Consider the following 20,909-nt stretch of genomic DNA (forward strand, 5'->3'; position numbering starts at 1 on the left):
CTATTCTCCGCCTTTTTCAAATACCACTTTTATTGTCTTTAAGATAATCTTGATATCCAGACCAATACTCCAGTTATCTATATACTGCACATCCAGTTTCACAACTTCCTCAAAATCACTGATCTCATTTCGTCCACTGACCTGCCACAACCCGGTAATACCAGGTTTGGCACTTAAACGGCGTTTCTGATGAGATTCATACTGTTTGAACTCATCTACCGTCGGTGGTCTTGTTCCGACTAAACTCATATCGCCTTTTAAAACATTGAAGAACTGTGGAAGTTCATCAATACTGGTCTTGCGGATGAATTTTCCGACTTTCGTGATACGCGGATCATCTTTCATTTTAAACATCAGACCATTCATCTCATTCTGGCTTTCCAGTTCCTTTTTCCGCTCCTCCGCGTCCTTATACATCGAGCGGAATTTATAGATCTTAAAAAACCTGCCGTTCTTACCGACACGTTTCTGCGCAAAAAACAGTGGTCCCGGAGACTCGATCAGAAGCGGCGGTGCTAAAAATACTGTCACAACCGCAGTGATCGCAAGTCCAATGATCGAACCTATGATATCCATCACACGCTTGATAAAAAGCATTTTCCAGTCATAGGACTGGTTGGAAAATGTAACAACCGGAATATTTCCCATCATATTAAAACTCTTATGATAATCGTCGAACTTGTTTAAGATCTCAATGGTCACATGTACCATTGCCCCCATATCTTCAAAACGGTTAACAACTTCCGCGAGAGAATCTCCAGACTCATAAGGCACACTGATGAAAACCTCATCAACGATCTGTTCTTTTACATACTGGAACATGTTATCATAATTCGCAACGACCTGAACACCGTGATACCATTTTCCGATCTGGTTGTCATCAATGATCGCAATACTTGCAAGACGATGTATCCAGTCACCGGAATGGTCAGCATCCGCGATGACCTTTTCCACGCGGTCTGCCGTTGTGACCAAAAAGACCTGATTATTTGCTCTTTTATTCCGGTAAACACGCAACAGATAATATTTAATTACAATATGCACACCAAAATACAGGCACATATTTACCAGTGCAATACAAAAATATACGCCTCGTGACGCCTCCGCATTATTATGCTGTAAAAAGATGGTCAGTGCTGTCACAAAGATCAGCACAACACTGGCTTTGATTGCTGCCCACAATTCCTGAAATACACTGCGGTCAATGAAGCGATTTTCAATATCCGAAAAAAGCATTACCAGCATGTAAATAACCATTACAATGCCAAAGCTCTCCATCAGCTCTATTTTCATGTTCGCAATGGAAACATTTCGATAGCCTACCAGCCACAGGTATCCACCCCCGAAATAACTCACGGCAAAGCATACCAAATCTGCCAGCAGTAAAATGATACTCTGAATTTTTTCTCTTGTCTGGTACATGTCAAGTCCTTTCCTTTCCCCCGGTTTCACAGTCAGATGGCACGGCTGCCCACTGTCATTCGTTCCGGTAACAGTATTCTGCACTTCGCTTTCCCAACGAAAAGACCAGTTTCCATCTTTCTTCGCGTGGAGCAACAAACACACAGTCAAATCCCCAGTTATTAACATCACATGCCCTGCGCAGTTTTAACGCATCGGCAACGTCTGTTCTCGCATATCTGGCCAGTTCCGCTGTAACCGCAGTGCCATCCTGCATCACGGCTTTTATATCAACCGGAAGTATTTTTCCGCTCCATGTCTTTGCAAGTGCCCATCCACTACAGACCACACTGCCGTCCTGATACTCCTGTCTGTCAATATGGTATAAGATTTTTCTTACCCCGGCAGGCTCATTCTGTATTTTTTCTTCTGTCTTTGCGCACTTTGTATCCTGGTCAGTCAGTTGTTCGAACGGAATGATCTTCGTTCCCATTACACGCTGCATATTACGCACCGGAACATTTCCCTTTCCCAGATATGCCTGGAAATTTTCTTCCATCCTGCCAAACTGCTCTTTTAATGTCTGATCAATCCCATAAGACGCTAACAGTTCATCAAGGGATGTTCCCCTGCCCCCCATTATCTGGTAGTATGCAAAATAAAGAGCACGGTATAAAACAAATAACTTTGGTACCGGGAAGAAAAAAGTCCATTCATAATCAATGACTGTCCACTTAGCCTGCCCGATTTTATTTTCGCTGCCCTTCGGTATTAAAATATTGGCAAATATCATATCAATATCGCATGTATCCACCGCTTCTGGTTCTTCTGTAAAATCTACCTCACCAAATACCTTTTTGAAATCTTCGGTCAGTAAAAACCTCTTTTTTCCACCGTATTCCATAATACGCTTTGCATAATCATCAAGAATATTCTTCACCAGCTCTGTCTGGTTTGCTTCAAGTGCCCGCTCCATTACATCCTGTAACGTGGTTCCCGAATCAAAAGCAGATACAGATACATCATTTTTTGTATGACAGGCGCAAAATGCAATTTTGTCTCTGCCATCCTCATAGCATGACGTCAGCCTTTCGTATGCCATTTCCATATGACAGATATGTTCTTTTCCCTCCGGATAAAGTGCATATTTTTTTACATTTTTTTCCCCATCTGTATTCTTGCAGATATCCGTACGGATGGCAAACTGCCTTGCTCTCTCATTTGAATATTTCGAGTAGATAACACGTTTTTCTTCTGTCTTATTTCCTGCCTCAATCAGAAATGAATTCGTAAGTTCCCCAAACAGCCCTTCTGCCAGCACCGTATCAAAAACTCTTTTTTCATCAAAAAGCTGTACTCTGTCCCTGTCAAAATTTCTCCGGTTATCTGAAAGTTCTCCCTTTCCCGGAAGATATTCATCTGAGTAGATACAGGCAGGAAACTTGTGATCCGGATATGGGTAATATACATAAATTTCAGGAAATCCAGCTTCTTTTAAGATCTGTTCATACTCTTTTCTGGTGTAAACCCTGGGTTTTACATCCCCCTCATCCGCTGTGAATATTCTGGGATTTTCATCGTAATTTTCCAGTCCGGTAAAATATCCACCGCGGTATTCCTCCTGACACCCTGCAAAATATTTTAGTCCCAGACGGTTGGCATCCGCCACATAAAGTTTTCCGCTGTCAGCCAGATGTTCTCTCATACAGGAAAGCTCTTTCTGATACCTTGAAAATTCTCCGGCGATCAATATCATATCATACGTCTGATCCCGATAAAGTACGTTTTTCTCTGTTCCTGTATCAGCATCTGAAATAACCGATACCGTAAGATTATCTGCATCTTTGTAACGTGCCCGCAGGATTTCTGCTTCCTCCATGCTCTCCACCGCTGCTGTCACATGCAATGCCATAGAAAGTAATTTTCCTGTCAATGCACCACAGCCTGCGTTTCGCTCTAAAACGTGCATCTGTTTTGTAACCGGCAGAAATGCGATCAGATTTTGCCTGATATCCGACAAATGAAACAAATACGGATAAGATGCCTCATCCATGATGATCTGCGGATATGCTTTTTCACTATTCTGTTGTACGATTTCCAAAAGCCTCTCCGGCACCATTACATGTCCCATAGTTCTCCTGTTTGCGCGCTCTCTGCTTATTTGTCATCACATTTTTCAATCGTAACTTCCGAGTTCATATCATAAAAACCTACTGTATTTTTGTCGGACACCACCGTCACACCAACCACATCATACAATCTGTGGTAAGCACGAAATTCGCCTCCGACATAACCGGTACAGCTGATGGATAACAGATATTCACCCCCCTGCATATCCATGTTCTGACGAAACGCTGCCACATAGGTTTCTCCCGTCTTTGCCATTCCGATCCCCACTTTTTCAAACATCGTGTTTGTTCCGGTAACAGCAGTCCCCTGCACTGTTTTAAATGTATAGGTAAATATCGGGTCCTGTATATCAGAAAGGAATTTTACCTTTGATTTAATAGTAAAAGACGTCCCTTTCTGGATACAGTTCGTATAATTTCCATATTCATCGATCAGTGCAAAGTCAATGATCTCTGCCTCTCCGGTTCCATATTCATTGACATCCGGATTGAGCTGGTAATTAGATTTCCAGAGTTTCTTTCCATCTGATGCGTCATTCTCTAAAATCTTACCGCCAGTGATCTTGTCCGAGTTTTTGAGAAGAACCTTTTTGTAAAGGTTGATCATATCCTTTGCATTTCCCTCTGCTAACTTGTCTCCCTTATTGAGCAGGATCACACGGTCACAGTATTTTGCCACACTGCTGATATCGTGGCTTACAAACAGGATCGTCTTTCCCTGTGCCTTGAAATCTTCAAATTTTTTATAACATTTTGCCTGAAAAAATACATCTCCGACTGACAGTGCCTCATCCACAATAAGGATCTCCGGATCAATATTGATCGCCACTGCAAATGCAAGCCGGACAAACATACCACTTGAATAGGTCTTACACGGCTGATGCACAAATTCGCCAATGTCTGCAAACTTTAAGATATCATCTAACCTTGCATCCATCTCTTCGCGTGAAAAACCCATCATCATACCGTTTAGATAGACATTCTCAATTCCGGTATATTCCATATTAAATCCGGCTCCAAGCTCTAACAGTGCTGAGATTCTTCCATCGATCTCCACCTCACCGCTCGTCGGACTCAGAACACCTGTAATTATTTTTAAAATGGTAGATTTTCCGGAACCATTCGTTCCGATGATGCCGATCGTCTCACCTTTTTTTACTTCAAATGACACATGCTTTAATGCATGATGTTCTTTGAAACGGTTCTTTCTGACCAGTCCAAGTGCATCCTTTAACCGGTCAGAAGGTTTATCATAAAGTTTGTAGACCTTGCAGACATCCTCTACCCTGATTGCTAAATTATCCATACTATCCTCATTCTTGCGCTGCTTTCTAATAAAAACAACATTTTCATTCTTACGATGCTTTACAGCACGTCTGCAAAATGTACACGCAGACGCTTAAACATGGTCGTTCCTGCCCAGAGAATAAACAGCGTGATTCCCCAGAACCACAATGTCAGTCCCGGATATTCCCAGAATGCCGTTTTATTGATCAGTGCATCCCTGTATCCCGAAACAATATAATACATCGGATTTAGCTTAAGCAGGAGCACAGCCCATTTAGGAATGCCCTGCATGCTCTCAAAATTCCACATGATCGGTGTTACCCACATTCCGATCTGTAAAAGAATGGAAACAACCTCTTTCATATCACGGAAAAATACCGTCACGGCGCTTGTCGCATAAATCAGTCCTGCTGTAAGGATCACCATGCAAAACGAATAATAAACAATCTGAAGCACATAAAGATCCGGATAAAATCCCATAACTGCAAAAACAACCAGCATAAACACAACAAAAAATGCATGTGTAAATAGTGCAGAGATTAATTTTACTACCGGAAGTGCATCGATCTGGAATACAACTTTTTTTACGAGATAACTGTATTCATCCAGGACTCCGGTTCCTCCATTTAAAGCCTCCTGAAAATAAAACCAGGGCACAAGACCACCCATCAGCCAGAGTACAAACGGTACCTCAATCCCTGTTCTTAAATCATTTACTTTCTGATGCAGTCCAAACTCAAAGACAAACCAGTATAAAAGCACTGTGATCACCGGCTGTATGAAAGCCCATACCACACCGAAATAAGAGCCTGCAAACTTCTTTTTAAAATCATTTTTCGCAAGATTAACGATCAGTTTCCGGCTGGCGATCAGACGTTTGGGCAGGCAGACATTTTTTTTGTTTTCTGTCATATGAAAGCTCCTATCTTACGATTCCACGTTCCCTGCAGTATGCATCAAATCCACCATGCACTTTGTCCTTATCAGACAGGATCAGATCTGCCTGTGTCATTCCTTCCGGCATTGGCCATTCGACACCGACTGCAGGATCATTCCAGAGAATACCGCCCTCATCATTTGGATGATAGAAATCTGTAACCTTATAGCAGAACTCTGCATAATCAGACAGCACGATGAATCCATGTGCAAAATTCTTTGGTACAAAGAACTGTTTTTTATTTTCTGCAGACAAGACAATACCAAACCATTTTCCGAATGTTTCAGAGCCTTCTCTTAAATCCACTGCAACGTCAAACACTTCTCCATTTACCACTCGAACCAGTTTATCCTGCGGATGGTTGATCTGGAAATGTAAGCCCCTGAGCACACCTTTTTTTGAGGCAGACTGGTTATCCTGTACGAACTGGCAGTCAATTCCTGCCTCCTTAAAATCGTTGTAATTGTATGTCTCCATAAAATATCCCCTGGCATCCCCGAATACTGCCGGTTCAATTACCTTCAGTCCCTCTATTCCATTACAGTCATGTGTTACTTTAATTTTTCCCATAATTATTGATCCTCGCTATCTGTTTTTTTAAAGTCCCTCGGCAACCTCTACTAAATATTTGCCGTAATCAGTCTTAAGAAGCGGTTCTGCAAGTTTTAACAACTGCTCTTTATCTATAAATCCGCGTTTGTATGCGATCTCTTCGATACAGGACACATAAAGTCCCTGACGTTTCTGGATCGCTGACACAAAATCTGCAGCCGCAAGCAGCATATCGTGGTTTCCTGTATCAAGCCATGCAAATCCCCTGCCAAGTGTCTCAACGCTCAGATCACCACGCTCTAAATACGCATTATTTACAGATGTGATCTCGATCTCACCTCTTGCAGACGGCTTTACATTTTTTGCGATCTGTACAACATCATTGTCATAAAAATAAAGTCCCGGCACCGCATAATTTGACTTCGGATGCTCCGGCTTTTCCTCAATGGAAAGGGCCTTTCCATTCTCATCAAACTCTACCACGCCATACTCTCTCGGATCTCTGACATAATAACCGAAGATCGTTGCACCCTTTTCATTCTGTGTACGCTCTGCCGCACTGCGCAGAACCTTTGAAAAACTCTGTCCGTAAAAGATATTGTCTCCAAGAACCAATGCAACAGCATCATTTCCAATAAACTTCTCTCCGATAATAAATGCATCCGCAAGTCCTCTCGGCTGCTCCTGCACTGCATATGAAAAACTCATTCCAAGCTGGCTTCCATCCCCAAACAACTCTTCAAATACCGGCAGATCTCTCGGTGTGGAAATGATCAGAACCTCTCTTATCCCAGCTAACATCAGTGTGGATAATGGATAATAGATCATCGGTTTATCATACACCGGCATGATCTGTTTTGAAATCGCCTTTGTTAACGGATATAACCTTGTTCCGGAACCGCCTGCTAAAATAATACCTTTCATATATCAATCCTCCATGTTTTGTACCACCATTATAAAACGCAAACAAGCAGTATCGCCCCATCTGACGGTACTGCTGCCTGCATCTTCTTACCTGTTCTGATACATATCCTCATAATATTTCTGATAATCACCGCTGGTAACGTTTTTCATCCAGTCCTCATGTTCAAAGTACCATGCGATCGTCTTTCTGATACCCTCTTTGAACATTGTCTCCGGCTCCCAGCCGATCTCAGCCTTGATCTTATCCGGTGCGATCGCATAACGTCTGTCATGACCTTTTCGATCCTCCACGTAAGTGATCAGATCTTTGCTTACAAGTGCACGTCTCGGATCATCTGCTGGAAGCATCTCAAGCAGTGTATCTATGATGATATTGATAATCTCGATATTCTGTTTTTCATTGTGTCCGCCAACATTATAAGTCTCACCAAGACGGCCGTTTTCCTGAACCATATCGATCGCTTTTGCATGATCATCCACATACAGCCAGTCACGGACATTCTTTCCATCGCCATATACCGGGAGTTTCTTTCCATGCAGCGCATTATTGATGATAAGTGGAATCAGTTTCTCTGGGAACTGATACGGTCCATAGTTATTAGAACAGTTCGTAATGTTTGCCGGGAAATGGTAAGTGTCAATATAAGCCTTTACAAGCATGTCCGAAGATGCCTTGCTTGCTGAATATGGGCTGTGCGGTGCATATGGTGTTGTCTCATAAAAGTATGTTCCATCATCCTCTAAGGAACCATATACCTCATCTGTTGATACATGAAGGAATTTCTTTCCTTCTTTAAAACTGCCATCCGGCAGTTCCCATGCAGCTTTTGCACAGTTCAACATAACTGCTGTTCCAAGCACATTCGTCTTTACAAATACTTCCGGATTTTTGATACTGCGGTCTACATGACTCTCTGCCGCAAAATGTACAACGCGGTCAATGTCATTTTCTGCAAAAATCTTTGTAATTGCCTCTTTATCTGTAATATCTGCACGCACAAAGGTATAGTTATCACGATTTTCAACGTCTTTTAAATTTTCCAGGTTACCTGCATAGGTAAGCACATCCACATTGATGATCCTGATCTCATTGTCATATTTGCGAAACATGTAATGAATATAGTTAGATCCAATAAATCCGGCTCCACCGGTTACCAAATAAGTTCTCATAATTTTCTCCATTCTATGATCTGCAAAATCTCTCGTCATTTTACCATACTTTTATTATCTGTACAAGTAACTACCACCAGCAGGTATCTATCCTGCAGGCAGACTGTCTCTACCACCAGTCCACTGCCGGGCGTTCCGTAATTTCGGACAATTTTACGATCACCATATCGTCCTCCATGCGAATTGCCCCATCCGCCGGAAATACCGGCATATCTTCCGATAATGCCGCAGCTTTATTTTCCATATCCCAGGAATAGCCATCATCCAGATGTACTCCGTTATGTGCCTCTAAAAATCCGGTGATCCGGTGTGTTGCACCTGCCGGATGCTCTTTGGTATAATCCCATTCAAAAAATGACCAGCCATACATTTCGGTGCGACGGTTCCAGCCATTTAACTGCGGCTCACGGTATCCGATAAATATCACCTTTTTATCCACAGGATCTGCATCCACTTTGGAGCTCTCCCTTTTTAAGGCATCTGCAATCTGATCTGCAAGCAGTGCATCCTGTTCATATCTCACCTGATCTGCATTATGCATTCTGAAATTATAGCAGATCTGCCCGCCTGCAGTCACAATGACAAGCAGTACTACAGCATTGCTTATCATTTGCAGCTTATGACACACTTTTCTGTCCTGTTCTGCTTTTTCTGATTGTGCCACAGAAGCCTGCCGCTCTTTCAGGGTCATCACACCAAACATTGCCAGAAATGCCGCCGCAACCGGAAGTGCTAACTGCGTTCTTGTTACCAGCATTGCACCAGCATATATTGTCATTAAAAATGGCGTAATAAGCATAAAAAGCATTCCTGCTGTAAATATTCCAAAACCGGTGCGGCCTATTTCTGCCTTTTTGTTCCATACAGCCCATATTGCAAAGAATGCAAGCAATATACCGATCACGTAAAACGAAAAATTTCTTGGCCCGACTGTAAGAAGCTGGTTTTTTACAACACGAAGAACATTCTTTATACACTCAGCGACCGACAGCATTCCCCAGTTGCTCTGTCCTTCCATATAGTCACCAGCCGCCATGAACCAGGTATCTGCGATCATTTTGTATATCAGATAAGCAACTCCAAAGTGAACTGCCAGAAAAACGATGCGCAGCCCCCATTTTTTTCTTTTTCCATTGACCTGCCAGAAGATCAATAAGAAAAACATGGTGCAGACTGTGATATAATAAGCTGCCAGTGCCTGATAAGTTCCAAGCGCTATTACAAGAAATGCCACAGACAGCACTGTTTTACACAGATTTTTTGCACTTCTGTTTTCTTTATATTCCTCTAGAAAACAGATATCACACATCCAGAATCCCGTAACTGCCACCAGGAGCATTGCCAGTGCGATCTCCGCCTGCTGCATGGAAAAATAAAACTGAAAACTCCATATATTTGATGTCATATAAAGCAGGGTAAATATCCAATAAGGTTTTTCATCCTTTTTCCCGGAAAAATAATAACAGCCATATGTCAGCACGTTACCACCAAGGATAAAAAACAAAAGCATCAGAATACCGCTCTTTACCGCTTTGTGTACCCCAAGACCAAGAATCCGTTTTAAAAGAACCAACCCGAACCTTCCAATGGTAAGCCATCCTAATGTAGATCCGGGATGATTGATCAGTTCCTCCGTATCGATCCTGATATTCGCATTAAACGCCTGATATCCAAAGCAGACCAGTGCTGCAATTACAGACAGCAAAATCAGCCGGTAATGTTTTTTGATATATTCTGTCATTGTATTATTCCAGTGTTTTCATATATTCATCAAGTGCAGCCTGCCAGTCAGCCATTTTGTAGCCATCTGTCAGTTCCATCATATAGTTCTCAAGGATCGAGTATGCAGGTCTGTTCGCAGAAGCCGGATTCATTTTAGCATACTGTTCACTTGTGACATGGTTAACTTTTGTTGTTTTCCCTGCACGTTTAAAGATTGCTTCCGCAAAAGCCGCCCAGTTCGTATCGCCCTCGCAGGTTGCATGAAATGTACCGTAATTTTCTGTCGGTTCAAAATGATGTATTGCTCTTGCAAGTTCCACCGCACTTGTCGGAGAACCCTGCTGATCGCATACTACGCTGACTTCATCGTGTGACTCCGCAAGACGAAGCATTGTCTTGACAAAATTTTTCCCATCTCCATAGAGCCACGCTGTACGGAAAATGAAATATCTGTCTGCAAATTCACGGACAAATTTTTCTCCCTCTGCTTTTGTCTTTCCATAAGCACTGACCGGATGGATCTCATCAAACTCCGTATACGGTCTTGTTCCATTTCCTTCAAATACATAATCTGTGGAAACGTGAATCATTTTTGCTCCGGCTTCTCTTGCTGCAATACTTAAATTTCTCGGTCCGATCGCATTGATCCGGTATGCAGCATCCCACTGCTGTTCACAGGCATCCACATTGGTATGTGCTGCACAGTTTATAATAACATCCGGTTTTTCTGTACGAACCAGCCGAAGGACTGCATTCACATCTGTAATGTCAAGTGCTACGATACCTTCACCTTCAGCAACATCTGTATTGATAAAGGAAACATCTTCATCTTTATACTCCTGTCGGATTGCACGTCCTAACTGTCCGTTACATCCTGTCACTAATATCTTTTTCATTTTTTTCTCCATTGCTGTACTTTTTTATGAAAATAATATTTGGGAGACTACTCACCCAGCCCATTTTCAATCGCTGTCACAATTGCAGTAAGCGCTTCCTTTTCGTCTTCACCTTCGCAGACAAGTTCTATCTCATCCCCGGACTTGATACATGCACCAAGCACGCTCAATACACTCTTTGCATTTGCTGTATTCTCTCTGTACCGAAATGTCACATGAGATTTAAACTGCATAGCCTCCTTGCATAAAATTCCAGCCGGTCTCAAATGAAGCCCCGTTGGATTCTTGATCGTTACTTTCTGACTTACCATAGTAAATCCCTCCAGACTGTTTATTTTATCACTGCATTTTTCTGCAGCCGCTTTGATTTCATACAGATCTTAAAGCATGATCTTTGTGATCAGGTCTGCTAATTTTTTTGCTTCCTCATCGATCACGTGCTGATCTTTTCCCTCGATCATTACACGGACAAGCGGTTCTGTACCGGATGGACGGATCAGCACTCTTCCTTCTCCATTAAATTTCTGCTCTAATTTTGCAACGGCATCCGCGATCTCCTGATAATCCATGAAATTATCTTTTTTATGGTTTGGCACCTTTGCATTTACAAGTGCCTGCGGCAATACTTCCATGACAGATGCAAGTTCTGATAATGGCTTTTTCGTTTTTACCATAACTTCAAGCAGATGAAGTGCGGAAAGCAGTCCGTCTCCCGTTGTATTATCATCGAGGAAGATAACGTGTCCTGACTGTTCGCCTCCGATATTATATCCATGTTCTCTCATATTTTCAAGGACGTATCTGTCTCCAACCTTTGTCTTTTCCACATGAATGCCTTCACGCTCTCCCATCAATGAAAAACCAAGATTTGTCATTACAGTGACAACGATCGTATTCTTTTTTAAGGTGCCTTTCTGTTTCATATAATTACCGCAGATCGCCATGATCTGATCTCCATCGACCAGTTCGCCCTTTTCGTCCACAGCAAGCATACGGTCTGCATCCCCATCGAATGCAATACCAACGGCGGCATTTTCATAAACTACTCTGGCTTTTAATTCGTCCATATGCGTCGAACCACAGTTTGCATTGATATTGGTTCCATCCGGTTCTGTATGGATCGCCACCAGATCAGCTCCAAGATCTTTCAATGCTTTCACGGATGTATAATGAGCAGCTCCCTCTGCGCAGTCAACCACGATCTTCATGCCTGTCAGATCAACAGGAACACATTTTTTCATGAACTCTACATATTCATCCCGCAAGTCAAAACGGTAATCAATCTTACCCACTCCGGAACCGATCGGCAGATTAACATCTTTCATATTATTGCGGATCAGTGCTTCAATCTCATCTTCAAGCTCATCAGAAAGTTTATATCCCTCACCGTTAAAAAACTTGATTCCATTAAATTCCATCGGGTTATGAGACGCAGAGATAACAACTCCGGCATCCACTTTATGTTTTCTTGTCAGATATGCAATTGCAGGTGTCGGCATTACCCCAACAAAAATAGCATTCGCTCCAACGGAACAGATTCCTGCCATCAGTGCACTCGCAAGCATTCCTCCTGAAATTCTCGTATCACAGCCAACAATAATAGTTGCCTGATGTTCCTGCTCTTTCGTAAGCACATAAGCTCCCGCCTGTCCAAGTTTTGTTGCAAGCTCGATCGTAAGTTCTGATCCTGCTACTCCACGCACACCATCTGTACCAAACATTCTTGCCATTGTATTTCCTCCAGTTATCATTTTCTTTTATTCTGTTTTAGAAGCATTCTTTTTGCTGCTTTCTGTTGCTTTTGTTTCATTTTCCGTATTTTCGACAGTAATATCAACCGGTATCCGTACGGTTTTCACCTGATAAAGTTCATTATCAACATCTATATCTGCAGCAACCTTATGTTCACCATTTCCATATCCCTGCAGATTGACAGTACCTGTAATATCATCTGCTGACAACTTTTTAATATCACTTTCAGCTCCGGTGATCTCAACCTCGATCGTTTCTTCTGTAATCTTTGCCTTTGCCTCATCCGGAATGTTTTCAAGAGTAAATGCCGATGCATCCACCTCAAACGTCTTTGTTGTGATCGGTTCTACTTTTACCTTCACTTCCACTTTTGCATCTGCTGCAAGTACAAGTGAAGTTCCATCCGGAAGATAAGATGTAATATCCACAGTTGTCTCAACGTCTTCCGTCGCACCGCTCATATCTAATACCTCATCCGGTATCGTGATCTTAGTCACCTTGTTAAGTACATCTGTCTCTCCTTTGATCCGGACTTTTTTCGGGCTGTAGGTAATTCCTTTTAACGTATACCCGGATGCCACATTTCCTTTTGTCTGGAACGAAAGATCTACATCTTTTGTATTTAATATCTGTGCCGTGATCGTAACGGTATTGATATTCATTTTTAACTTTGAGGCATCAATCTCATTGCCATCCGCATCATATAAAACCGGTACCACCGTATCCGTCACATCCGATGACATTCCATCAACATTGATCGTTGCAACCACCGTACTGATCTGGCTTGTAACAGAAGAAGGTCCTGATATTTTCAAAAGATTCGATGTTACGATTGAAACATCTCCGAGTGCACAGCCGTTCATGACCGTACCCTCCGTGTTTGCAGTAATCTTTTTCTGTACATTTCCAAGGTCTTCCACTGTTACATCCAGATACTGCTGTTTGGATGAAATGGTAACCGTATTACTGTTATATTTACTGCACGTAATTGTAATCGGAACACGGCAAATGCCGTCCCCTTCCACATATTCAATCTTTTCCATATCTGCAACAGCGGTAAAATCCGTGTTGGATAGCTTTTCCAGAATACTTCGTTTTGCAGATGCCGTAAACGTAACAGTATTTTTTCCACCAAGTGTCTCGGAATACTTTCCATTTGAAGTAAGATAATCCATATTATCCTGCGTCACACTGATCGTATACTGTGCGGGTTTGACCGGATCATCAATATTGACCACCACAATCCACAAAGCGATCGCAAATAATAAAGCCAGTACTTTGAGGCCAAGATTATTCGTCAGTTTTTTTACGAGATTCTTTAACATCCTTAAGCCTCCTTCTCCATGATTCAATTTTGCTTACTTTCTTTTCACGCCGCTGTATGTATGCAAGTTTATTTTTTAAGAACTCTGCATCCACATTGCGGTACAATTCACCACCCATGGCAATGGAAACTTTTCCTGTTTCCTCTGAAACAACGATCGTAAGTGAATCACTTACTTCACTGATTCCGACTGCTGCACGATGCCTTGTTCCAAGATCCTTGCTGATACTTAAGGAATCTGTAAGCGGCAGATAACAGGTTGCAGAAACCACTCTGTCTCCCCGCACGATCACTGCACCGTCATGAAGCGGCGTATTTTTTTCAAAAATATTGATGAGAAGCTGACTTGTCAGTATTCCATCCACCGCAATTCCTGTTCTTTCATACTCTGACAGGACAATTTCATCTTCAATAACGATCAGTGCACCTGTTTTGACCTTTCCCATCTCATAGCATGCCTTTACCAGTTCATTGATCGTTTTATCTGTAAATTTTGCAATTTCCCCTTTTGAAAAATCAAACGCGAAAAAAGAAGTAAGGAAGTTCTTCTGTCCAAGATTTTCCAGTGCCTTTCTGATCTCCGGCTGAAAAATAATAACTATGGCAGTAATAGCGACGCTTAATGTGTTCTTTGCGATCCAGATGATCGTATTCATCTGAAATACAGCCGCAACCAGAACAAACAGCAGTATTACCATAATACCTTTTAACAGTACCCATGCTCTTGTATTTTTGATCCACACAAGCATATAATAAAACAGAAATGTTATGATAAGAATTTCCACAATATCTGTCATTGTAATCTTTGGTAAATTTAAATAAATAGACGCTTTTTCCCAAAATGCGCCCATGGTCGCCATCGCATTCTGCACCTGCTTCACTTTCCTTTCCGCTATCTGTATTTAAAACAACTAATCCAGCAGATCTTCGTCAATCTCCATTTCTTCTGCGAAACGCTTTTTTGTCATACGGTCCTGCTCTTCTTTTCCGCCGAATCTGGTCACTTTTTTATCCGTACCTGCAACAATCGCTTTTGGCACAGCTTTTACATAATAATAATATTCATCATCTTCAAACTGAAGTCTCTCTGTTCTTGAATAATCCAGATTAAAAAATAAGAACTGGATCCCAAACGCAATCACACAGGAAATAATACTTCCCACCAGGATTGTAACCGTTTTCCCGCTGATTCCAAGTACCATATCCCCTGCAATCATGCCAACTGCCTCGAACAGAATACCAAAAATAATTGCGACCGCCCATGCATGTTCAATGGACATTCTACGTATAATGTAAACGATGACAAGAGTAACTACCATAATTGCAAGTACAAGATACATTTCCCTATTGCCCAGAAGCTGATTTAATGCAACAACGATCTTTGACGTTGCTGCTTCCTTCTCATCCACTCCACCAAGTGTTGTCGCATTCTGCTTTACACCATTTAAGAAGAAGTAGAGAATGATTCCACAGACCATTGAAAACATGGAATATAATTCCCGTAAAAGTCCCATACCAACCGGCATCACAAACGGAATATTTAATCCGAAACAGATCGGTGTCAAAAACACTCCATATTCGTTTTTTGGAGAGAAACGAAAGTACAGAATGTAGATCAGAATAAACAAGATAAGTGCTACAATACATACTTCCAGAGAAAGTGCATACATATCCGCAAGAATCAATACAGAACCAATAAAGACAATTCCTCCGACCGGAAGGATCGAACAGATAAGTGCCAGGATCAGCGCGATTGGTGTACTGCTGATTTTTTCCATGTAGCCGATATTATGATTTATCATTAAAAATGCTGTGAGTGCAACAGCAAATTTTATAACCGGTGTAATGTATATATCATATTTTCCATAAAAACGCGTTAACTTTTCTTTTAATTCCAATAAGGTTGTCATACTAATCTCCATTCCTGCATGCGAAAACTCTCATTTTCCACATTACTTTCTGTTGTCATTCCCAGTCTTTGTTTCCGTTTGATTTCAACCGTTCTTCCCGCAGATACATTGCATTGATCTTTTTTAAACCCGCATAGTATTTTTTTACCTTTTTCCTGCCATAAGTATATTTCACATTAAAAATAATATATGTAGCCAGAAGATAAATTACCATAAAAACTCCATATAATATTCCCAACGTAATGGCAGATTGTATAAGATCCATATTATTGATCTGCTTCATCAGTGTTTCCATGGAATAGAGTACCCATAGTCCTAACATTATAAAAAAGGCAATCGTGCCGATCACAAAACTTTTTAAAAGCTGTAATGCCACATAATCTTTCCTTGCATACTGGATCATTGGTTTGCAGCTTTTTCCATCGTTTGCATCAAATTTTGCTATTTTTATCATACTGTGCAGTCGTTGTTCATTGACCATGCTGCGTTTCCTTTCTCATACCAGGCTGTATTTTATATCACATGATAATAAAGCAGGACCACCTGTCAGGCCCTGCTCTCTTCTTATAAGAAACGCATTCTGTTTCCGTCGCGCTCTTTTTTCGGTGGTTCTATAGGCTTTGGTTTTTCGATCGAGTTTGCGAATGAATCTGCCATTGCAGCTTTACACTTTTCACAAAAACGTCCTGTCCGAATCGGTCTGCCGCAATGTTCACAGGTAATCCCATCAAGTGATGCTTCTGACAGTGAAAGTCTCTCTTCCCTGATCCATTGCTTGATCTGTTTCACCGACACATCATTATCCTCGGAAACCTGATTCACAGAAGCATCCGGATGATCATCAAGATACTGTTTTACTTTCTGAAACTTTTCTTCCAGTTTCTTTCTGCAGGCATCGCATAACGGTGCGCCCCCCATATAGTTAAATAAACGTCCACAACCTTTGCAATTTTTTACTTCCATACTGGCATGACCTCCTGTCATTCTGTCATTCTGTCAATCTGTCAATACCCTTCTCCGATACTAATACAGATATAATATATTTTTTTCACACCTGACTCTTTCAGGGTTTTTGATATTTCGTCCATCGTACTTCCTGTTGTATATATATCATCCACAAGTACGACTTTCTTATATTTTACTATATCTGATGTCAATTGGAAAGCATTTTTTAAATTACTGCGTCTCTGTAAATCATTTAACTCTTTCTGGGGTGTTGTATTTCTCACTCTTTTTATCAGATGCCTCTCAACAGGAATCCCCGTCTTTCTCCCAAGTGCCTGCGCAAATACTTCGGCCTGATTGTATCCACGCAGTCGTTTTTTCCGTGGAAACATAGGAACCGGAATCAACACCTCTGCCTCTGTCCGCTTCAGCCATGTCCCATACTTTTCTATTGCAGCATCCGCATAAAACTCTGCATATTCTCTTTTATTTCCATATTTAAAGCGGTACATTGAATTTCTTATACCACCCTCATAAACAAACACTGCCTTTCCCTGTGTATACACATGCTTCTTTTTCCCACAATCCGGACAAAACTCTTCCCGCTCATCCACAAGTGGTTTTCCGCATTTTTTGCATGCAGGTTCTCCTGCCACATGTACTTTGTTTTTACATGACGAACAGATTCCATTTCCTGCCGCATCGATTTCATCACAGATTGCACACCTTCGGGGGTAAAGGATTTCAAGTATCTGAAATATTATTTTTCTTCCATATGAGGAAATTCCATTTTTTCCGGTTTTCATAAGATCCTTTCCCGATCTCTCCTTGCAAAGGATATCATTTTTACATCATATATACCATAAAGTTTTTCTTAATTTTTTCTTACTATACAGATAAACGGATACACAATACTGAATAATAATAGTTGACGAAAACGATTCAGGTCTTTATAATTTGTTTATTAAAAGCGATAACACTTTAAAGTCCTAAAGGAGGATTCTATGAAAAACTACAGGAAAATTTTATCTGTCGTAATGACAGCAGCCATGGCTGCTTCACTTGCAGCATGCGGAAACAGCACAACAAACACAGGCAGTACAACAAATGCATCATCTTCCGATGCAGCACAGACATCTGATGCAGCAGCCACCGAAAGCGCTGCTGGCACCTCTTCCGATGGTAAAAAATACACGATCGGTATCTGCCAGCAGTTAGAGCACCCGGCTCTCGATCAGGCAACACAGGGATTCGAAGACGCTCTGACCGAATTACTCGGCGCTGACAATGTTACCTTTGATCTGCAGAATGCACAGGGCGAGCAGGCAAACTGCGCAACCATCAATAACGGGTTCGTATCTAACAACTATGATCTGATCATGGCAAATGCAACAACTGCACTGCAGTGTGCAGCATCAGCGACCAGCACGATCCCTGTTATCGGAACTTCTGTCACAGACTATGCAACTGCACTTGATATTGACAACTGGACAGGTTCCACTGGAACAAACGTATCCGGAACAGCAGATCTTGCCCCGATCGACCAGCAGGAAGACATGCTTGTCGAATTATTCCCGGATGCCAAAAATGTCGGTATTCTTTACTGCTCCGCAGAACCGAACTCCGCTTATCAGGCAGCAGAGTTTGAAAAAGCCCTCGATGAGGACAATATTTCCTATAAAGAATACACTGTATCGGATTCCAACGACATTGCTTCTGTCGTACAGAGTGCCGTCAGCGACTGTGATGTTCTCTATATTCCGACTGACAATACCATGGCAGGCAATACTGAATCCATCAACAATATCGCCCTTCCGGCAGGTGTTCCGATCATTGCCGGTGAGGAAGGTATCTGCTCCGGCTGTGGTGTAGCCACCCTTTCCATCAGCTACTATGACATCGGATATGCTGCAGGTAAAATGGCATACGATGTTTTAGTAAACGGCGCTGATATCTCTACCATGGATGTACAGTATGCAGAAAATGTTACAAAAGAGTACAATGCAGATATCTGTTCACAGCTTGGCATCACTGTTCCGGATGACTATACAGCCATCGCTGCTGAATAAAAATATTTTTGATAAGGGGTTTTCCTATGACAATACTTATGTCTTTAGACCCGATGGCTCTCTTCCGCTCCATGCCCGGCGCATTCGCGCAGGGGCTGGTCTGGGGGCTGATGGCACTGGGTGTATATATTACATACAGACTTTTGGATTTTGCTGACCTTACCGTAGACGGTTCTCTTGCCACCGGCGGTGCCGTTGCCGTAATGCTGATCCGCTCCGGCATGCACCCATGGGCAGCACTTATTTTTGCATTTTTAGCAGGCATGGCAGCCGGATTTATTACCGGAATCCTGCACACTGCACTCGGAATTCCCGGAATCCTTGCCAGTATTCTGACACAGATCTCCCTCTATTCCATTAACTTAAATATTATGGGAAGTTCCAATCAGGCTGTCAGTGTTGACAAGTATCCATTAGTGGTTTCCCTGCGGTATATTTCGGATTCTTCTTCCACAAAAATCCGTTTATTTATCACCTGTGTCCTGTTCTGTGTTGCAGTCGTAGCACTTTTATACTGGTATTTCGGGACAGAACAGGGACATGCGATCCGTGCAACCGGATGTAACCGCCAGATGGCGCGTGCACAGGGTATCAATACCGATTTCCATACTGTCGTTGCGCTGATGATCTCAAATGGTCTCGTCGGTCTGTGCGGTGGTCTTTACGCACAATATCAGGGAGCTGCAGACGTCAACATGGGACGTGGTGCCATTGTAATCGGACTTGCCGCTGTCATCATCGGTGAGGTCCTCTTTGGAAAATTATGTGCTGGAAAGCATCTAGCATTTGCGTATACCATGTTTTCTGTAATCGGTGGAGCGATCATCTACTATATTGTAATGAATATCGTATTGTGGCTGAAACTTCCGTCTGATGACTTAAAACTGTTTTCCGCCATCGTCGTGGCGATTTTCCTTGCATTCCCGTATCTCAAGTCCAAATACGGCAGGAAAGGGGTGTCTGTCAATGGCTGAAATGTTAAAACTTGATAATATCCATAAAACTTTTAATCCAGGAACCATCAATGAAAAAGTTGCACTAAACGGTGTCAACCTGACCTTAGAGGAAGGTGATTTCGTCACTGTCATCGGAGGAAATGGTGCCGGTAAATCAACTACGTTAAACGCAGTTGCCGGTGTATGGCCGATCGATTCCGGTAAAATATATATCGGAGGCGATGACGTTACTAAGTTATCCGAACACAAACGTGCCAAATATCTCGGACGTGTATTTCAGGACCCAATGACCGGAACCGCAACCACTATGTCAATTGAAGAAAACATGGCAATTGCAGCAAGACGTGGAGAAAAACGCGGGCTCTCCTGGGGTATCACCCATCAGGAACGTGACACTTACCGGGAGCTGCTCAAAACCTTAGATCTCGGACTTGAAGACCGTCTCACCAGCAAAGTCGGTCTGCTTTCCGGTGGACAACGCCAGGCGATCACACTTTTAATGGCTTCGATCAAAAAGCCAAAACTTTTACTGTTAGATGAACACACTGCTGCACTTGACCCAAAAACTGCCGCAAAAGTGCTTGAGATTTCCGATAAGATTATCTCAGAAAATCATCTGACCGCCATGATGGTCACACACAATATGAAGGATGCCATCGTACATGGCAATCGTCTGATCATGATGCATGAGGGAAAAGTGATTTTAAATATCTCCGGGGAAGAAAAAAAGAAACTGACTGTCGAGGATCTTCTCCATCAGTTTGAGAAAGTCAGCGGCGAAGAATTTGCCAATGATAAAGCGTTGCTTTCATAGCAACTGCTTTCATAGCAACCACTTACATGCTCCGCATGTATTTATGTAATGAATCAAAAAGCTGCCATACAATATGACCGGTGTTAAAAACTTTTCATCGGCTGCTAATTGTATGGCAGCT

At 42.1% G+C, this 20,909-nt stretch carries 20 protein-coding genes; 3 read left to right on the top strand and 17 right to left on the bottom strand.

Annotated elements, in window-relative coordinates:
- The 17 genes from H8S51_RS15715 to H8S51_RS15795 form a co-directional block, all read right to left on the bottom strand.
- Nucleotides 1-1,422 carry a sugar transferase gene (locus H8S51_RS15715; protein ID WP_207724049.1) on the bottom strand — a complete coding sequence of 474 codons (1,422 nt, stop codon included), beginning with the start codon at nt 1,420-1,422 and terminating at the stop codon, nt 1-3.
- Between the two features lie 55 nt (nt 1,423-1,477).
- Nucleotides 1,478-3,532 (bottom strand): class I SAM-dependent methyltransferase, encoded by a 2,055-nt coding sequence (locus tag H8S51_RS15720; protein WP_186899894.1) that lies wholly within the window; start codon nt 3,530-3,532, stop codon nt 1,478-1,480.
- Nucleotides 3,533-3,558: 26 nt separating this feature from the next.
- The gene (locus H8S51_RS15725) at nt 3,559-4,836 is read right to left on the bottom strand and encodes an ABC transporter ATP-binding protein (protein ID WP_186899895.1); all 1,278 of its coding nucleotides are present in this window, start codon (nt 4,834-4,836) and stop codon (nt 3,559-3,561) included.
- 59 nt (nt 4,837-4,895) lie between these two features.
- Nucleotides 4,896-5,729, bottom strand: a complete 834-nt coding sequence (locus tag H8S51_RS15730; RefSeq protein WP_022112665.1) for an ABC transporter permease — start codon at nt 5,727-5,729, stop codon at nt 4,896-4,898.
- 10 nt (nt 5,730-5,739) lie between these two features.
- Nucleotides 5,740-6,324 (bottom strand): dTDP-4-dehydrorhamnose 3,5-epimerase, encoded by a 585-nt coding sequence (rfbC, locus tag H8S51_RS15735; protein ID WP_022112666.1) that lies wholly within the window; start codon nt 6,322-6,324, stop codon nt 5,740-5,742.
- A 27-nt stretch (nt 6,325-6,351) separates the two neighbouring features.
- The gene (gene rfbA / locus H8S51_RS15740) at nt 6,352-7,230 is read right to left on the bottom strand and encodes a glucose-1-phosphate thymidylyltransferase RfbA (protein ID WP_117920390.1); all 879 of its coding nucleotides are present in this window, start codon (nt 7,228-7,230) and stop codon (nt 6,352-6,354) included.
- An 87-nt stretch (nt 7,231-7,317) separates the two neighbouring features.
- On the bottom strand, nt 7,318-8,400 hold the full coding sequence (rfbB, locus tag H8S51_RS15745; protein ID WP_022112668.1) for a dTDP-glucose 4,6-dehydratase: 1,083 nt from the start codon (nt 8,398-8,400) through the stop codon (nt 7,318-7,320).
- A 109-nt stretch (nt 8,401-8,509) separates the two neighbouring features.
- Nucleotides 8,510-10,141: a glucosyltransferase domain-containing protein gene (locus H8S51_RS15750; protein WP_117920388.1), complete on the bottom strand. Its 1,632-nt coding sequence runs from the start codon at nt 10,139-10,141 to the stop codon at nt 8,510-8,512.
- A 4-nt stretch (nt 10,142-10,145) separates the two neighbouring features.
- Nucleotides 10,146-11,018, bottom strand: a complete 873-nt coding sequence (rfbD, locus tag H8S51_RS15755; RefSeq protein ID WP_117920386.1) for a dTDP-4-dehydrorhamnose reductase — start codon at nt 11,016-11,018, stop codon at nt 10,146-10,148.
- Nucleotides 11,019-11,065: 47 nt separating this feature from the next.
- Nucleotides 11,066-11,329, bottom strand: a complete 264-nt coding sequence (locus tag H8S51_RS15760; RefSeq protein ID WP_118209362.1) for an HPr family phosphocarrier protein — start codon at nt 11,327-11,329, stop codon at nt 11,066-11,068.
- 69 nt (nt 11,330-11,398) lie between these two features.
- Complete coding sequence (gene glmM / locus H8S51_RS15765; RefSeq protein ID WP_117920382.1) at nt 11,399-12,748, bottom strand: phosphoglucosamine mutase; 1,350 nt, start codon at nt 12,746-12,748, stop codon at nt 11,399-11,401.
- Nucleotides 12,749-12,775: 27 nt separating this feature from the next.
- Entirely contained in the window at nt 12,776-14,095 is a 1,320-nt protein-coding gene (locus tag H8S51_RS15770) for a CdaR family protein (protein ID WP_118209363.1), read from the bottom strand.
- Complete coding sequence (cdaA, locus tag H8S51_RS15775) at nt 14,061-14,966, bottom strand: diadenylate cyclase CdaA (RefSeq protein ID WP_370775751.1); 906 nt, start codon at nt 14,964-14,966, stop codon at nt 14,061-14,063. The genes H8S51_RS15770 and cdaA overlap by 35 nt, the downstream gene beginning before the upstream one ends.
- 39 nt (nt 14,967-15,005) lie before the next feature.
- Complete coding sequence (locus tag H8S51_RS15780) at nt 15,006-16,004, bottom strand: hypothetical protein (protein ID WP_117920376.1); 999 nt, start codon at nt 16,002-16,004, stop codon at nt 15,006-15,008.
- Nucleotides 16,005-16,059: 55 nt separating this feature from the next.
- Entirely contained in the window at nt 16,060-16,485 is a 426-nt protein-coding gene (locus tag H8S51_RS15785) for a hypothetical protein (RefSeq protein ID WP_117920374.1), read from the bottom strand.
- An 83-nt stretch (nt 16,486-16,568) separates the two neighbouring features.
- Nucleotides 16,569-16,967, bottom strand: a complete 399-nt coding sequence (locus H8S51_RS15790; RefSeq protein WP_186899896.1) for a flagellar protein — start codon at nt 16,965-16,967, stop codon at nt 16,569-16,571.
- Between the two features lie 41 nt (nt 16,968-17,008).
- On the bottom strand, nt 17,009-17,755 hold the full coding sequence (locus tag H8S51_RS15795) for a ComF family protein (protein WP_186899897.1): 747 nt from the start codon (nt 17,753-17,755) through the stop codon (nt 17,009-17,011).
- Nucleotides 17,756-17,953: 198 nt separating this feature from the next.
- Here H8S51_RS15795 and H8S51_RS15800 point away from each other — a divergent pair, with 198 nt between their 5' ends.
- From H8S51_RS15800 to H8S51_RS15810, 3 genes are read left to right on the top strand one after another with little or no spacing between them, the layout of a single operon-like run.
- Nucleotides 17,954-19,018, top strand: a complete 1,065-nt coding sequence (locus tag H8S51_RS15800; RefSeq protein ID WP_117920368.1) for an ABC transporter substrate-binding protein — start codon at nt 17,954-17,956, stop codon at nt 19,016-19,018.
- Nucleotides 19,019-19,044: 26 nt separating this feature from the next.
- The gene (locus H8S51_RS15805; protein WP_117920366.1) at nt 19,045-19,992 is read left to right on the top strand and encodes an ABC transporter permease; all 948 of its coding nucleotides are present in this window, start codon (nt 19,045-19,047) and stop codon (nt 19,990-19,992) included.
- A gap of 1 nt (nt 19,993) precedes the next feature.
- Entirely contained in the window at nt 19,994-20,788 is a 795-nt protein-coding gene (locus H8S51_RS15810) for an ABC transporter ATP-binding protein (protein ID WP_186899915.1), read from the top strand.
- The last annotated feature ends 121 nt before the right edge of the window (nt 20,789-20,909 follow it).

It is taken from the genome of Roseburia rectibacter, assembly GCF_014287515.2.
In the GTDB taxonomy this organism is placed as follows: domain Bacteria; phylum Bacillota; class Clostridia; order Lachnospirales; family Lachnospiraceae; genus Roseburia; species Roseburia rectibacter.

What these genes read in the sequence shown, in the direction of transcription:
- H8S51_RS15770 (WP_118209363.1), bottom strand. Translation starts at nt 14,095, where the DNA reads ATGTTAAAGAATCTCGTAAAAAAACTGACGAATAATCTTGGCCTCAAA.
- H8S51_RS15715 (WP_207724049.1), bottom strand. Translation starts at nt 1,422, where the DNA reads ATGTACCAGACAAGAGAAAAAATTCAGAGTATCATTTTACTGCTGGCA.
- H8S51_RS15730 (WP_022112665.1), bottom strand. Translation starts at nt 5,729, where the DNA reads ATGACAGAAAACAAAAAAAATGTCTGCCTGCCCAAACGTCTGATCGCC.
- rfbB (WP_022112668.1), bottom strand. Translation starts at nt 8,400, where the DNA reads ATGAGAACTTATTTGGTAACCGGTGGAGCCGGATTTATTGGATCTAAC.
- H8S51_RS15780 (WP_117920376.1), bottom strand. Translation starts at nt 16,004, where the DNA reads ATGACAACCTTATTGGAATTAAAAGAAAAGTTAACGCGTTTTTATGGA.
- glmM (WP_117920382.1), bottom strand. Translation starts at nt 12,748, where the DNA reads ATGGCAAGAATGTTTGGTACAGATGGTGTGCGTGGAGTAGCAGGATCA.
- H8S51_RS15720 (WP_186899894.1), bottom strand. Translation starts at nt 3,532, where the DNA reads ATGGGACATGTAATGGTGCCGGAGAGGCTTTTGGAAATCGTACAACAG.
- H8S51_RS15725 (WP_186899895.1), bottom strand. Translation starts at nt 4,836, where the DNA reads ATGGATAATTTAGCAATCAGGGTAGAGGATGTCTGCAAGGTCTACAAA.
- H8S51_RS15800 (WP_117920368.1), top strand. Translation starts at nt 17,954, where the DNA reads ATGAAAAACTACAGGAAAATTTTATCTGTCGTAATGACAGCAGCCATG.
- H8S51_RS15810 (WP_186899915.1), top strand. Translation starts at nt 19,994, where the DNA reads ATGTTAAAACTTGATAATATCCATAAAACTTTTAATCCAGGAACCATC.
- H8S51_RS15805 (WP_117920366.1), top strand. Translation starts at nt 19,045, where the DNA reads ATGACAATACTTATGTCTTTAGACCCGATGGCTCTCTTCCGCTCCATG.
- H8S51_RS15760 (WP_118209362.1), bottom strand. Translation starts at nt 11,329, where the DNA reads ATGGTAAGTCAGAAAGTAACGATCAAGAATCCAACGGGGCTTCATTTG.
- H8S51_RS15785 (WP_117920374.1), bottom strand. Translation starts at nt 16,485, where the DNA reads ATGGTCAATGAACAACGACTGCACAGTATGATAAAAATAGCAAAATTT.
- rfbC (WP_022112666.1), bottom strand. Translation starts at nt 6,324, where the DNA reads ATGGGAAAAATTAAAGTAACACATGACTGTAATGGAATAGAGGGACTG.
- H8S51_RS15795 (WP_186899897.1), bottom strand. Translation starts at nt 17,755, where the DNA reads ATGAAAACCGGAAAAAATGGAATTTCCTCATATGGAAGAAAAATAATA.
- rfbD (WP_117920386.1), bottom strand. Translation starts at nt 11,018, where the DNA reads ATGAAAAAGATATTAGTGACAGGATGTAACGGACAGTTAGGACGTGCA.
- rfbA (WP_117920390.1), bottom strand. Translation starts at nt 7,230, where the DNA reads ATGAAAGGTATTATTTTAGCAGGCGGTTCCGGAACAAGGTTATATCCG.
- H8S51_RS15790 (WP_186899896.1), bottom strand. Translation starts at nt 16,967, where the DNA reads ATGGAAGTAAAAAATTGCAAAGGTTGTGGACGTTTATTTAACTATATG.
- H8S51_RS15750 (WP_117920388.1), bottom strand. Translation starts at nt 10,141, where the DNA reads ATGACAGAATATATCAAAAAACATTACCGGCTGATTTTGCTGTCTGTA.